The following is a 13544-nucleotide window of genomic DNA, read 5'->3' as shown; positions in this document are numbered from 1 at the left end:
GCCGGTCTCTGTCGGAGCGTGTGGGGTTCGGGTGCGGAGGGCGCCCTTACTCCACACGCCGGTCTCTGTCGGAGCGTGTGGGGTTCGGGTGCGGAGCGCGCCCTTACTCCACACGCTGGTTCTCGGTCCTGCCGGGGGTGTCGTCGTGAGTGGCAACGTCTTCCGCTACGGGGCCTGGCGCGACGGGCCCGACCCGCTCGCGCCGCCCTACGACGTGCGGGCCGCGGTCGACGCGATGGGGGAGCGGGTGCTGCGCGGCGACAGCCTGCGGGACGCTCTGCGCGACCTGATCCGGCGAGGTCCCCGGGACGGGCGCGGGCTCGACTCCCTGACCGAGCGGGCCCGCCGGCTGCGGCGCGAGGCGCTGCGCCGCGGCAACCTCGACGGCGCGGTCACCCGGGCCCGGCAGATGCTGGACCAGGCCCTCGCCGCCGAACGCGACGCGCTCGCCGCCCGCGACGACGACGAGGCCCGGTTCGGCGAGACGATGCTGGACAACCTGCCGAAGTCGGTGTCGCAGGCGGTGTCCGAGTTGTCCTCCTACCAGTGGACCTCTGACGAGGCGCGGCAGATCTACGAGCAGATCCTCGCCGGACTGCGCCAGGAGGTGGTCGCCCAGCGCTTCGCCGGCATGAAACAGGCCCTGCGGGACGGCGATCTCTCCGGCGTCTCGGCGATGCTCGACGATCTCAACGATCTGCTCGGCCGGCACGCCCGCGGCGAGGACACCACCGACGCGTTCCGCGACTTCATGGACCGGCACGGCCGGTTCTTCCCAGACAATCCGGGCAACGTCGAGGAGCTGATCGACTCGCTGGCCCGGCAGGCCGCCGCCGCCGAACGTCTGCTGCGCTCCCTCAGCCCGCAACAGCGCGAAGAGCTGGAACAGCTGATGGCCCAGGCCCTCGGCGACGGGCCGCTGCGCGGACAGCTCGCCCAGCTCACCGACAACCTGCGCACTCTGCGGCCGAACCTGAACTGGGGCCGCGGCGAGCGCGTGCGCGGGCCCGGCGACCTCGGCTACGGCGACGCGGCGTCGGCGCTCGGCGAGATCGCCGACCTGGACGAGCTGATCGAACAGCTCGGCCAGGACCATCCCGGCGCCACCCTCGACGACGTCGACGTCGAATCCGTCGAACGGCAACTCGGCCGGGGCGCCGCCGACGACCTGCGGCAGTTGCGCGAGCTCGAACGCGAGCTGCGCCGCCAGGGCTGGGTGCGGCGCGACGACGAAGGCCTGACCCTGTCACCGAAGGCGCTGCGCCGTCTCGGCCAGACCGCCCTGTCGGCGATCTTCAAGGAGATCGCGGGCCGGCGCGGCGAGCACGACATGCGCGACGCCGGGGCCGCCGGCGACCTGATCGGCTCCTCGCGCCGCTGGGAGTTCGGCGACGATCAACCCCTCGACGTGGTGCGGACCATCGGCAACGCGGTTCGCCGCCGGGCCGCGTCGGCCACCATCGCAACCCTTCCGGTACGCCTGGAGCCCGAGGACTTCGAGATCGCCGAGACCGAGCGCCGGGCCTCCGCGGCGGTCGCCCTCTGCGTCGACCTCTCCTATTCGATGTACGCGGACGGCCGCTGGGGCCCGATGAAACAGACCGCCCTGGCCTTGTCGCACCTGGTCGCGACGAGGTTTCCGCAGGACGCGCTGCAGATCGTCGGTTTCGGCCGCTACGCGCAGAGCCTGTCCCAGGGCGAGCTCGCCGCCATCGAGCCCACCATCGAGAAAGGCACCAACCTCCAGCACGCACTCAAGATCGCCGGCCGTCATCTGCGCCGCCACCCCGGCGCCGAACCGGTCGTCCTGGTCGTCACCGACGGCGAACCCACCGCCCACCTCGAACCCGACGGCGAAGCCGTGTTCTGGTGGCCGCCGCTGCCGGAGACCGTCCAGGCCACCGTCCGCGAGGTGGACCAGCTCACCCGGTACGGCGCCACCCTGAACGTCTTCATGCTCGGCGAGGACGACGGCCTGCGCCGCTTCGTCGGCGCCATCGCCCGGCGTAACGGCGGCCGCGTCTTCAGCCCGGACGCCGCCGACCTGGGCCGCTACGTGATCGACGACTACGTCCGGGCCCGCCGAGGCCGGGCTGGGTGATTTGTGGGTGCTGTCCCGGCGACGCTGAGACAGCGCCCACAACCAGCCACGCCTACCCAGCTAACTCGGAAGTAGACCTACTTCCTCCCGATTAGGGCCGCTTCGCGCAGCGGAGCGGCAGGGACTCAGCCCGGCGGGCGCGGCAGAGGCCGGAGTGGGCAGGGGATCGCGAGGCTCGGCGGGGCGGGCGGAGTTGCGGTCGGCGTGGCGTCGTGCGTACCGGGAAGGGTGAAGGAGCAGCCCGGGGGAGCGCGAGGGGCGGTCGGGGTGGCGTCCGGCGTGCCGGGAAGGGTGAAGAAGGAGTCCCGGGGGAGCGTGGGGGCGACGGTCGTGCGTGCCGGGAAGGGTGAGGAGACAGCCTGGAGGGGCGCGCGGGCGTGCGTACCGGGAAGGGTGAAGAAAGAGCCCTGGGGCGCGAGGAAGGCGATTTGGGCTAGCCTCCTAGGATGACGTCGAGAGTGTGGCCTGTGTGACTGCGTGTCGGGCCGGGGAACGCGGCTGGTTATAGTTGCTCGGCGAGCGGCCGGTTGTGCGTTCGGCGCCGGCCCGGGGGAGGGCCGGTGACGGGCTCCGGGGCTTACGCGCGTGCCAGGGCGGGGGCCTCGGCCGAGGGAGAGGAAGTCGCGATGTCGCAGCAGCCTGCGCCGTCCATCGAGACCTCCAACCGGATCTGGACGCTCCCCAATGTGATCAGTTTCATCCGCCTGCTCGGGGTGCCGCTCTTCCTCTATCTGCTGCTCGTGGTCGAGCAGGATGTGGCCGCGGTGGTGGTGCTCGCGGTGGGCGGTTCCACCGACTGGGTGGACGGCTATGTCGCCCGCCGGATGAATTCGGTGAGCCGGCTCGGCGAGTTGCTGGATCCGTTCGCCGACCGGCTGTACATCGTGGCGACGCTCATCGGTTTCACCGTGCGCGAGGTGGTGCCGCTGTGGTTCACCGTGGCACTGCTGCTGCGTGAGGCCGTGCTCGGCGTGACGCTGGTGATCCTGCGGCGGCGCGGTTACGGGCCTCCGCCGGTGCACTACGTCGGCAAGACCGGCACGTTCCTGCTGTTGGCGGCGTTCCCGATCATCCTGCTGGCCAAGGCGGTGCCGTCCATCTCCGAGTGGGCGATGCCGGTGGGCTGGGGGCTGGCCTGGTGGGCGCTGGGGCTGTATTGGTGTGCGGCGGTGCTCTACCTGATCCAGGCGGTGCGGCTGTTGCGGGCCGACGCCGGGGAAGACTCGTGAGCCTGCCACCGTCGTATCTTCCGGCCGGTGGCCCGGACCCGGACGGGGCCGCGGCCGGGAAACGCACCTACGGGCCGGACTTCCTGACCGCGCTGTTCCAGAACCCGCTCGATCCGGGTTACTCGGACGCGGCCGCCCGGCGTGCCACCGAGGGCCGGCGGACCGGATGGCGTCGTGGGCTGGCCGGTGGGTCGTCGGCGCTGACTCTCGTGGTGATCGGATTCCTGCTGGTGGTGGCCTACCGGCAGACGGTGGCCGAGGAGCCGGCGCGGACGAAGGCGCGGGATTCGCTGATCGCCCAGGTGCAGAACCGCCGGGAGGGCACGGAGCGGCTGCGGGCGCAGGCGGACCGGCTCGGCGACGAGGTGGCCGCGTTGCGGGAGCGTGCCCTCGGCGGCGCCGCGATCGCGGAGCTGAAGGATCTGGAGGCGGCCACCGGCATGGCCCCGGTCCGGGGTTCGGGCGCGCGGATCCGGCTGGTGGACGGGCCGACGTCGGTGGATGCGGTGACCGGGGAACGGCGTACCGACGGTCTGGTCAAGGACACCGATCTGCAGTTGGCGGCGAACGCGCTGTGGGAGGCGGGCGCCGAGGCCATCATGATCAACGGTCAGCGGCTGACCGCGACGTCCCGGATCCGGCAGGCGGGTGAGGCCATCCTGGTGGACATCCGGCCGGTGGCGTCGCCGTACGAGCTGACGGCGATCGGGCCGGACGAACTCGCCGAGGACTTCCGGGCCGGCTATGCGGGGCCGTACTTCGAGACGCTGCAGGGGCGGTACGGGATCTCGTTCGAGGCCGCCGAGGTGAAAGACGTGACCCTGGAGGCGGCGACCGAGTTCAAGCTCCGGTCGGCCGCGCCCAGCATTGCGCCCGCGCCGTCGGGCTCCGCTTCGTCGTCCGGGCCGGGATCGCCGGCGCCGGGCTCGTCCACGGAAGGCGGCCGATGATCGCCGTACTCGCCCTGCTCGCCGGTGTTCTCCTGGGCATTCTGTACGAGCCGTCGGTGCCGATCGAGCTGGTGCCGTACCTGCCGATCGCGGTGGTGGCGGCGCTGGACGCGGTGTTCGGCGGGGTACGGGCCAAGCTGGACGGGATCTTCGACGACAAGCAGTTCGTGGTGTCGTTCATCTCCAACGTGCTGGTGTCCGCGCTGATCGTGTATGTGGGGGATCAGCTCGGTGTGGGCGGTCAGCTGTCGACGGGTGTCGTGGTCGTGCTCGGCGTGCGCATCTTCGGTAATGTCGCGGCGATCCGACGTCACCTGTTCCGGGCATAGGAAATAGATGATCGAGCCAGATGAGACCGGGCGGCGGGAGCGGACCGCGGCCGGTGCCGCCGTGCCCGCCACGGAGGACGAGCCGACGGTGTCGTTGGCCGCGCGTGACCTCGAGACGCCACCGGAGCCACGGACTGAGCCGGTGCCGCTGACCGAGCCGGTGCCGGAGCAGTGGACCGAGCCCGTTCCGGAGCCGCCGACCGAGCCGGTGGTGGAGCAGTGGGCCGAGCCGGTGCTGGAGCAGTGGACCGAGCCGGTGCCGCCGACCGAGCCGGTGCTGGAGCAGTGGACCGAGCCCGTGCCGGTGCCGCGGGCGAAGCCGGTGCCGGAGCCGCTGACCGAGCCCGTGCCGGAGTGGGAACCGACGGCGGCTTCCGTGTCGGGGCGGGACGCTTCCGGCGTACCCTCGCTGCTTTCGGAGGAGCCGGACGCGACGGGGAGCGTGGGTGATCCGGAGACCGCGGGGGTGCCCCGGTCGGGTGACCGGAAGGATGGATCGGCGGAGACATCCGCCACGTCACCCGATAGTGCGGCCCCCGGCGAAAGTGATCTTGATCGCGCCAAGCGGCGCTGGCCGGCCCCGGCCGGGGCGCTGATCTGGGTGTTGCTGGCGTTGTTCGGGTTCACGCTGGTGGTGCAGTTGCGCAGCAACGCCGCCGACGACGGGCTGGCCGGCATGCGGCAGGAGGACCTGGTCCGGATTCTGAGCGACCTGGAGGCGCAGGACAGCCGTCTGCTGGCCGAGATCCAGGAGCTGGAGACCAGTAAGCAGCAGCTCAGCTCGGGTGTGGCGGGCCGGCAGGCGGCGCAGTTGGAGGCGGCGAAGCGCAGTCAGGAGCTGGGGCTGCTGGCCGGTACGGAGCCGGGTACCGGTCCGGGGCTGGACATCACGTTGCGCGACGTGCGGGCTTCCGACGTGCTGAACACGGTGCAGGAGCTGCGTGGCGCCGGTGGTGAGGTGATGCAGCTCAACGGGGCGAACGGTGGCGCCGTGCGGGTGGTGGCGTCGAGCTTCTTCGTGGAGGCGTCGGGTGGTGGCATCATCGCTGACGGTGAACAGTTGACGGGTCCGTTCCGTCTGCTGGTGATCGGTCCGCCCAGCACGATGAGCACTGCGCTGCAGATCCCGGGCGGGGTGGTGGCGTCGGTGCAGAACGACGGCGGTAGCGTGACCATGGACTCGCGTTCCCTGGTCGAAGTGACCGCGGTGCGTAAGGCGGCAGCGTTGCGATACGCGCGTCCGGTTTCGTGATTTACGGAGGAAGCGTTGATTCCTGAGGATCTGCGGTATACCGCGGAGCACGAGTGGGTCGCCGGTGACGGCAGCGGTCCGGTGCGGGTGGGCATCACCCATTTCGCGCAGGACGCGCTGGGTGACATCGTCTACGTGCAGTTGCCCGACGAGGGCACGGTGGTGCAGGCGGGTGACTCGCTCGGTGAGATCGAGTCGACCAAGAGCGTCTCGGAGATCTACGCGCCGATATCGGGCACGATCGTGGCGAAGAACGCGACGCTGACCGATGAGCCGGAAATCATCAACGGCGAGCCGTACGCGGCGGGCTGGCTGGTGGAGATCGCGCCGGAGGACCCGGCGTCGGTCGCGTCGTTGCTGGATGCCGCGGCATATCGGGCGCTGACCGAGAGCTGAGGTCTCCGCGCGTCCGGTTGCTCAGCGATATTGGCGCTGACTAGGCTCGCGAAGCACACGAAGAACTGTTATTCCTTTGAAACCGATAGTCGTGCGTCGGGCCGAAATGGCCCCGGCGAGGGCCGCAACGTCGCGTGTCCCGCCGGTTGGCGACGACCAACTGATCCGTGAGGTGGTCCGATGACGCGCCCAGACGACGAGTTCCCCCCGCTCGACGTCACGTCCACGCTGAACCTTGGCGCCCTTGACGAGGTGCTGGAGGGACCTGAGACCGACGTGGTGCCGAGCCGCATGTCCGGTTCGCTCCCGCCGGGGATGGCTCTGCTGGTGGTCCGCCGTGGCCCCAACGCAGGTGCCCGTTTCCTCCTCGACCACGACGTGACGACCAGCGGCCGGCACCCGGACAGTGACATCTTCCTGGACGACGTGACGGTGTCGCGCCGCCACGCCGAGTTCCACCGGGACGGTGGCACGTTCACCGTTCGCGACGTCGGCTCTCTCAACGGTACGTATGTGAACCGGGAAAGGGTTGAAGCCGCGACGCTCAGCAATGGCGATGAGGTCCAGGTCGGCAAGTTCCGTCTGGTGTTCATCGCCGGTCCGCGGCCGGAGGGCGAGGGCCGGGCGTGACGTCGTCGGGGGCGGCCGCGCGTGATCCGGGGGCTTCGCGCCCTCAGGACGGGCGGGAGGGTGCGCTGATGAGCATCGGGGAGGTGCTGGCCCATCTGCGCACCGAGTTCCCCGACACCACGATCTCGAAGTTGCGGTTCCTGGAGGCGGAGGGTCTGGTCGACCCGCAGCGCACCGCCTCCGGGTACCGCAAGTATTCGTGGAACGATGTGGCCCGGCTGCGTTTCGTGCTGACCGCTCAGCGGGATCAGTACCTCCCCTTGCGGGTGATCCGCGAGCAGTTGGACCGGATGGAGAAGGAGCCGGTGGTTCCGCAGCGGCCCACGCTGGTGGCGGTGGGGGCGCAGCGGGCCACGGATCCGGCGGACACCCGGATCCCGAAGGCGGATCTGCTGGAGCGGACCGGGGTGGACGAGGCGCTGCTGGCCGAGCTGGAGCAGATCGGCCTGGTGTCGGCGCGTCCGCCGGGGTGGTATGACGCCGATCAGGTGATCATCGTGGAGGCCGTGGTGGGCCTCACCCGGTACGGGCTGGAGGTGCGTCACCTGCGGGCGTTCCGTAACTCCGCGGACCGTGAGGTGGGCCTGTTCACACAGCTGCTGGCGCCGTTGGTCCGCCAGCAGGATCCGGCGGCGCGGGCCCGTGCCGCCGAGACCGCGCGTGAGCTGCAGGCTCTTTCGCAGCGGTTGCATGCCGCTCTGGTCCGGTCGGGGCTACGGGGTGAGTTGGGGCGTTGAACCCGATGCCGCGTGGATCGGACACCCGCGGTGTGCGTGTACCGTGCAGGTTAGGGGCGGCTGCTGTGCGGCCGAGACGATGACGACACGGAGGCGGCGGTGCGCGAGCTGAGCGTGGTCGGGGTCCGGGTGGAGCTGCCCAGCAACCAGCCGATCGTGTTGCTGCGGGAGGTCGACGGCGACCGTTACCTGCCGATCTGGATCGGGGCGGTGGAGGCGACCGCGATCGCCTACGAGCAGCAGGGTGTGAAACCGGCCCGGCCGCTGACGCACGATCTGTTGCGCGACATCCTGTCGGCGCTGAAGGCGCCGTTGACGGCGGTGGAGATCACCGAGCTGAAGGACAACGTCTTCTACGCCGATCTGTTGATCGGCGACAACCTGCGGGTGTCGGCGCGGCCGAGTGATTCGATCGCTCTGGCGTTGCGGGTCGGCGCGCCGATTCGCTGTGCCGAGCAGGTGCTCACCGAGGCCGGTATCGTGATTCCGGATGAGCAGGAGGACGAGGTGGAGAAGTTCCGCGAGTTCCTCGACCAGGTGCGCCCGGAGGACTTCGCCGGCTGACGCCGCCATCGACGAGGGCCGTTCGTCCGTGGGCGGCGTGTCGAGCGGTTACCTCCATGTTTCGGCGTTGATTGAGATATACGCTCGTGAAGTCCAGGTGAACCGGCATACCGCCTAGATTTTGATCATGGGCAGCGGGGAGGCATCGGGTGCACGAGCAACCTCTTGAGGGCCCACTCGTCGGCGAGGACGGAGAGGTCGGCTATCGCGGGGTGACGGCCTGTCAGGCAGTCGGGATCAGTTACCGCCAGCTCGACTACTGGGCCAGGACCACGCTGGTCGTCCCGAGTGTTCGCGACGCGTCGGGGTCGGGCACTCAGCGGCTCTATTCGTTCCGTGACCTGGTGGTGCTCAAAGTGGTGAAGCGCCTGCTGGACGCGGGTGTCTCGTTGCAGAACATTCGGCGCGCGATCGACGCGCTGCGGTCGCGCGGGGTGGACGATCTCGCGGAGATCACGCTGATCTCGGACGGGACGACGGTGTATGAGTGCCGGTCCCCGGAGGAGGTCGTGGATCTGTTGCAGGGCGGTCAGGGCGTGTTCGGGATCGCGATCGGTGGGGCGTTCAAGGAGATTCAGGGTTCGCTGTCGCATCTGCCGTCCGAGCCGGTCGCGCAGCCGCAGCCGATCGCCGCGTCGTTCCAGCCGTCCGAGGGTGACGAGCTGGCGGCCCGCCGGGCACGGCGTCGCGCCGGCTGAATTGCGGTCACGTTCTGGCCGGTGTGCGCGGTAGCGTCGCCGGGTGACCCACATCGCAGACAGCCACGATGTCATTCAGGTTCGCGGGGCTCGCGAGAACAATCTGCGCGACGTCTCTCTCGACGTCCCGAAACGGCGGTTGACGGTCTTCACCGGGGTGTCCGGTTCGGGGAAGTCGTCGCTGGTGTTCGGCACCATCGCCGCCGAGTCACAGCGCATGATCAACGAGACGTATTCGGCGTTCCTCCAGTCGTTCATGGGCAGTCCGGCCCGTCCGGACGTGGACGCGCTGCACAATCTGAGCGCCGCCATCGTCGTCGACCAGGAGCGGATGGGGGCCAACGCGCGGTCCACGCTCGGGACGGCGACGGACGCGTACACGATGCTCCGGATCATCTTCAGCCGGCTCGGGTCGCCGGGCGCCGGCAGCGCGCTGGCCTACTCGTTCAACGCCGAGGGCATGTGCCCGGCGTGTGAGGGGCTCGGCAAGGTGTCGACGATCGACGTCGACCAGCTCGTCGACCGGTCCAGGTCGATCAACGAGGGTGCGATCACCGTCCCGAACTTCGGTGTCGACGGGTGGTATGTGCGGGGGTTCGCCGAGTCCGGGCTGTTCGACCCGGACAAGCCGATCCGGGACTTCACCCCCGCCGAACTCGACGACTTCCTGCACAAACCGTCGATGAAAATCAAGATCAACGGCATCAACACGACGTACGAGGGACTCGTCGTGAAGGTGCAGCGGATGTACCTGACCAAGGAGCGTGAGTCGGCGCAGCCGCACATCCGCGCGTTCATCGACCGGGCCGCGACGTTCGCCGCCTGCCCCGGCTGCGGCGGTTCCCGGCTCAAGCCGTCGGTGCTGGAGTCCCGTATCGACGGCCGCAACATCGCCGAGTGCTCGGCCATGCAGGTCAGCGACCTGGCCGCGTTCCTGGCCGGGATCACCACGCCCGCGGTCGGGCCGGTGGTGGCGAACCTGCGGCAGACGCTGGAGTCGCTGGTGGAGATCGGGCTGGGTTACCTGTCACTGGACCGGGAGTCGGCGACCCTGTCCGGCGGTGAGGCGCAGCGGGTCAAGATGGTGCGGCACCTCGGCTCCAGCCTCACCGACATCACGTACGTCTTCGACGAGCCGACGGTGGGCCTGCACCCGCACGACATCCAGCGGATGAACGGGCTGCTGCTGCGCCTGCGGGACAAGGGCAACACGGTCCTCGTGGTGGAGCACAAGCCGGAGACGATCGCGATCGCCGACCACGTGGTGGACATCGGTCCCGGCGCGGGCCCGGACGGCGGCCGGATCCGGTTCGAGGGCAGCGTCGCCGGTCTGCGCGCCTCGGACACGCTGACCGGTCGCTATCTGGGGCACCGCGTCACGTTGAAGGCCGGTGTGCGCGAGCGGACCGGCACGATCGAGATCCGCGGCGCGCGGGCGCACAACCTGCGTGACGTCGACGTCGACATCCCCACCGGGGTGCTGACCGTGGTGACCGGGGTCGCCGGGTCCGGCAAGAGTTCCCTGATCTACGGCAGCCTGCCCGCCCGTGACGGCGTCGTCGTCGTCGACCAGTCGGCGATCCGCGGCTCCCGGCGCAGCAATCCGGCCACCTACACCGGCCTGCTCGACGCCGTCCGTGCCGCCTTCGCCAAGGCCAACGGGGTGAAGGCGGCGCTGTTCAGCGCCAACTCCGAGGGCGCCTGCCCGAACTGCAAGGGCATCGGCCTGGTCTACGTCGACCTGGCGATGATGGCCGGGGTCGCCGGCGTCTGCGAGGAGTGCGAGGGCCGGCGGTTCACCGCCCGGGTGCTCGACTACAAGCTGCGCGGCCGGGACATCTCCGAGGTGCTGGCCATGCCGGTGAGCGAGGCTCTCGAGTTCTTCACCGAGAAGGCGGCCCGGGCGATCCTGGAGCGGCTGTCCGCGGTCGGGCTCGGCTACATCACGCTGGGCCAGCCGCTCAACACGCTGTCCGGCGGCGAGCGGCAGCGGCTCAAACTGGCCGTGCACATGGGCGGCGGGACGGCCACCTACCTGCTCGACGAGCCGACCAGCGGCCTGCACCTGGCCGACGTCGACCAGCTGCTCGCCCTGCTCGACCGGCTCGTCGACACCGGCAACACGGTCGTCGTCATCGAGCATCACCTGGCGGTGATGGCCCACGCCGACTGGATCATCGATCTCGGTCCCGGCGCCGGCCACGACGGGGGCCGGGTCGTCTTCACCGGTACGCCGAGCGAGCTCGTCACCTCGTCGGACACCCTCACGGCCCGGCACCTGCGCGAATACGTCTCCTGACCGGCGGTCGCCCGGCGGCGGCCACCCGCCACCGCCGGCGATCCGGGTCGGCATGTCAGCTCCGCTGGTCGAGGAAGGCCAGCGCGACCGCCGGGAACAGCGGCGACATGAACAGGCTGTAGTGGGTGGTGCCGGGCAGGATGGCCAGGGCGTGCCCGCCCTTGGGACGGCCCTCGCCCATCCAGCCGCCGTCGCGCAGGCCGCCGTCGAGCAGGTTGAAGATCTCGACGAAGTGGGCGGCCGGCACGATGTCGGCGTCCGAACCGACGATCAGCGTCGGCACGGACAGTCCGCGGACCTCGTCGGTGAGATCGAAGTCCACGGCCATCGCGGCGCCGATCTTGTCGAGCAGGCGGGGGAAGTCCTCCGGGCGCGGGGCCAGGCGCTGGTAGGACTCGTACATCGGGGTGTCCTTCATGAACTCGGCGGCCGCCCCGGTGACCTGGCCCTGCTGGGCGAGGATGTCCGGGTGGGTGGCGCTGCGCCGGATGCCGGCCGACGCGGACACCAGCCTGCCGACCTTGTCCGGATGGGCGATGGCCAGGTGCAGGCCGACACCGCCGCCGAGGGAGTAGCCGACCACGTCCGGCTTCTCCAGGCCCAGGTGGTCGATGAGGGCGGCGATGTCGTCGGCCATCGTGCGGATGTCGAGCGGCCGGTCGACGTCGGCGGTCCGGCCGTGGCCCTGCAGGTCGGCGAGGATCACCTGCCGGTTCGCGGTGAACGCGGGCAGCACCGGGGCGAACATCTCGCCCGAGCCCAGGCCGCCGTGCAGCAGGACGAGCGGGCTGCCCTCGCCCTGGATCTCGTAGTAGAGGTTGATCCCGTTGACGTCCGCGTAGCTCATGACGGCTCCTCGAATCTCTCGCGTGAACTGCTTTGCACCGGGTAGACCGGGCCCGTCCCGGAAACTCATCGCTGCCGGGCGGAAACAATCCGCGATAGGTTCGGGCCGTGAACGAACTCGTCACCGATGTCCCGATCGAGAAGCAGCTGGACCGGTTCCGGCCCGAGCTCGTCGGCTATTGCTACCGGATGCTGGGTTCGGCCTTCGAGGCCGAGGACGCGGTGCAGGAGACGATGATCCGCGCCTGGCGCGGCCACGACACGTTCGAGGGCCGCTCGTCGCTGCGCTCGTGGGTGTACCGGATCGCCACCAACGTGTGCCTCAACATGGTCGACAGCGCCCAGCGGCGGGTCCGGCCGATGGATCTCGGGCCGGCCGGGTCCGGGCACGCCACCCACCCCGGCGACATCCACCCGGAGCAGATCTGGGTCGGACCGGTCCCCGACGAGCGGATCCTGCCGGAGGGCTCCGACCCGGCCCGGCTGATCGCCGAACGCGAGTCGATCCGGCTCGCGTTCGTCGCCGCGCTGCAGCATCTGCCGCCCCGGCAGCGGGCCGTGCTCATCCTGCGGGAGGTGCTGGCCTGGTCGGCGCAGGAGGTCGCCGACCTGCTGGACGTGTCGGTGGCGAGCGTCAACAGCGCGCTCCAGCGGGCCCGGGCCACGATCTCCGCCGCCACACCGTCGGCGGGCGACACCTACCAGCCCCTCGACGAGGCTCAGCGTGCGCTTCTCACACGCTACGTGAAGGCCTTCGAGGCGTACGACCTGAGCGCCCTCACCTCGCTGTTGCACGAGGACGCCACCCTGTCGATGCCGCCGCTGGCGCTGTGGCTGCACGGCACGCCGGACATCACCGTGTGGATGAGCGGCACCGGCCGCGGCTGCCGCGGTTCGCGCCTGATCCCGGTGGTGGCCAGCGGCCTGCCCGCGTTCGGCCAGTACCGTCCGAGCGAGACCGGCGCCGGACACGACCCGTGGGCGCTGATCGTCCTGGAGATCTCAGACGGGCGGATCACCGGCGTCAACAACTTCCTCGACACGGCGCGGCTGTTCCCGCTGTTCGGCCTGCCCGCCCACCTGGAGCAGCAGGTCGTCGAGCCCTAGCAGGGCCAGCAGCGACAGCAGCGCGGGCCCGGCGCCGGTCAGCCGCAGCCGCCGGCCGTGCCGGTGCGCGGTCAGCCGCAGCCGGGCCAGCGCCTCCACCAGCACGACGTCCGGTTCACCGGGCCCGGTGACCTCGCAGACCACGACGTCGCCGGGCCGACCACGTAACGAGTCGGCCAGCGCGGCACAGAGTATGGGGATCTCCGTACGCGCCAGCTTGATTCGCACCGGGAACCGGATCGCAGAGTCCGCCATGCCGGTTAGGACCGGCGCCGGCCCCCGAACTCATCGCCCCCAACCCCGCGTGTTGATTTCGGGCCGGTCCGTGATCGAGCTACCCGACGGACCGCCGCTCTGGGCGATGTGGAGGGAGCCTATGGCTTGACCGAGGTGACCGGATCATGCG

Annotated in this window: 14 protein-coding genes; 12 read left to right on the top strand and 2 right to left on the bottom strand. The window is 70.3% G+C overall.

Features of this window, described 5'->3' with window-relative positions; genetic code table 11:
- The first annotated feature begins 145 nt into the window (after nt 1–145).
- The 11 genes from AB0I88_RS25080 to AB0I88_RS25030 all read left to right on the top strand — a co-directional run bounded on the left by AB0I88_RS25080 (nt 146) and on the right by AB0I88_RS25030 (nt 11185).
- Nucleotides 146–2101 carry a VWA domain-containing protein gene (locus AB0I88_RS25080; RefSeq protein WP_361029132.1) on the top strand — a complete coding sequence of 652 codons (1956 nt, stop codon included), beginning with the start codon at nt 146–148 and terminating at the stop codon, nt 2099–2101.
- Nucleotides 2102–2727: 626 nt separating this feature from the next.
- On the top strand, nt 2728–3330 hold the full coding sequence (locus tag AB0I88_RS25075) for a CDP-alcohol phosphatidyltransferase family protein (protein WP_361029129.1): 603 nt from the start codon (nt 2728–2730) through the stop codon (nt 3328–3330).
- Entirely contained in the window at nt 3327–4280 is a 954-nt protein-coding gene (locus tag AB0I88_RS25070; protein ID WP_361029126.1) for a DUF881 domain-containing protein, read from the top strand. The genes AB0I88_RS25075 and AB0I88_RS25070 overlap by 4 nt, the downstream gene beginning before the upstream one ends.
- Nucleotides 4277–4609 carry a small basic family protein gene (locus tag AB0I88_RS25065; protein ID WP_361029123.1) on the top strand — a complete coding sequence of 111 codons (333 nt, stop codon included), beginning with the start codon at nt 4277–4279 and terminating at the stop codon, nt 4607–4609. The genes AB0I88_RS25070 and AB0I88_RS25065 overlap by 4 nt, the downstream gene beginning before the upstream one ends.
- A 7-nt stretch (nt 4610–4616) precedes the next feature.
- Nucleotides 4617–5861, top strand: a complete 1245-nt coding sequence (locus AB0I88_RS25060) for a DUF881 domain-containing protein (RefSeq protein WP_361029120.1) — start codon at nt 4617–4619, stop codon at nt 5859–5861.
- A gap of 15 nt (nt 5862–5876) precedes the next feature.
- Nucleotides 5877–6257, top strand: a complete 381-nt coding sequence (gene gcvH, locus AB0I88_RS25055) for a glycine cleavage system protein GcvH (RefSeq protein WP_361029117.1) — start codon at nt 5877–5879, stop codon at nt 6255–6257.
- A gap of 180 nt (nt 6258–6437) precedes the next feature.
- The gene (locus AB0I88_RS25050) at nt 6438–6887 is read left to right on the top strand and encodes an FHA domain-containing protein (protein WP_361029114.1); all 450 of its coding nucleotides are present in this window, start codon (nt 6438–6440) and stop codon (nt 6885–6887) included.
- A gap of 68 nt (nt 6888–6955) precedes the next feature.
- Entirely contained in the window at nt 6956–7624 is a 669-nt protein-coding gene (locus AB0I88_RS25045) for a MerR family transcriptional regulator (RefSeq protein ID WP_361029111.1), read from the top strand.
- Nucleotides 7625–7723: 99 nt separating this feature from the next.
- Nucleotides 7724–8188 (top strand): bifunctional nuclease family protein, encoded by a 465-nt coding sequence (locus AB0I88_RS25040; RefSeq protein ID WP_361029108.1) that lies wholly within the window; start codon nt 7724–7726, stop codon nt 8186–8188.
- Nucleotides 8189–8337: 149 nt separating this feature from the next.
- Entirely contained in the window at nt 8338–8886 is a 549-nt protein-coding gene (locus AB0I88_RS25035) for a MerR family transcriptional regulator (protein ID WP_361029105.1), read from the top strand.
- Nucleotides 8887–8929: 43 nt separating this feature from the next.
- On the top strand, nt 8930–11185 hold the full coding sequence (locus AB0I88_RS25030; RefSeq protein ID WP_361029102.1) for an excinuclease ABC subunit UvrA: 2256 nt from the start codon (nt 8930–8932) through the stop codon (nt 11183–11185).
- Between the two features lie 55 nt (nt 11186–11240).
- Here the strand turns inward: AB0I88_RS25030 and AB0I88_RS25025 are convergent, their stop codons facing one another.
- Nucleotides 11241–12032 carry an alpha/beta hydrolase gene (locus AB0I88_RS25025; RefSeq protein WP_361029099.1) on the bottom strand — a complete coding sequence of 264 codons (792 nt, stop codon included), beginning with the start codon at nt 12030–12032 and terminating at the stop codon, nt 11241–11243.
- 107 nt (nt 12033–12139) lie between these two features.
- Between AB0I88_RS25025 and AB0I88_RS25020 the strand changes: the two genes are divergently transcribed.
- Nucleotides 12140–13138 (top strand): sigma-70 family RNA polymerase sigma factor, encoded by a 999-nt coding sequence (locus tag AB0I88_RS25020; protein WP_361029096.1) that lies wholly within the window; start codon nt 12140–12142, stop codon nt 13136–13138.
- Here the strand turns inward: AB0I88_RS25020 and AB0I88_RS25015 are convergent.
- A complete protein-coding gene (locus tag AB0I88_RS25015; RefSeq protein ID WP_361029093.1) occupies nt 13034–13393 on the bottom strand; it encodes an STAS domain-containing protein in 360 nt (119 codons plus the stop codon). The genes AB0I88_RS25020 and AB0I88_RS25015 overlap by 105 nt on opposite strands.
- Between the last annotated feature and the right edge of the window lie 151 nt (nt 13394–13544).

Source organism: Actinoplanes sp. NPDC049802 (genome assembly GCF_040656595.1).
In the GTDB taxonomy this organism is placed as follows: domain Bacteria; phylum Actinomycetota; class Actinomycetes; order Mycobacteriales; family Micromonosporaceae; genus Actinoplanes.
This window is presented reverse-complemented; position numbering and strand designations above follow the sequence as displayed.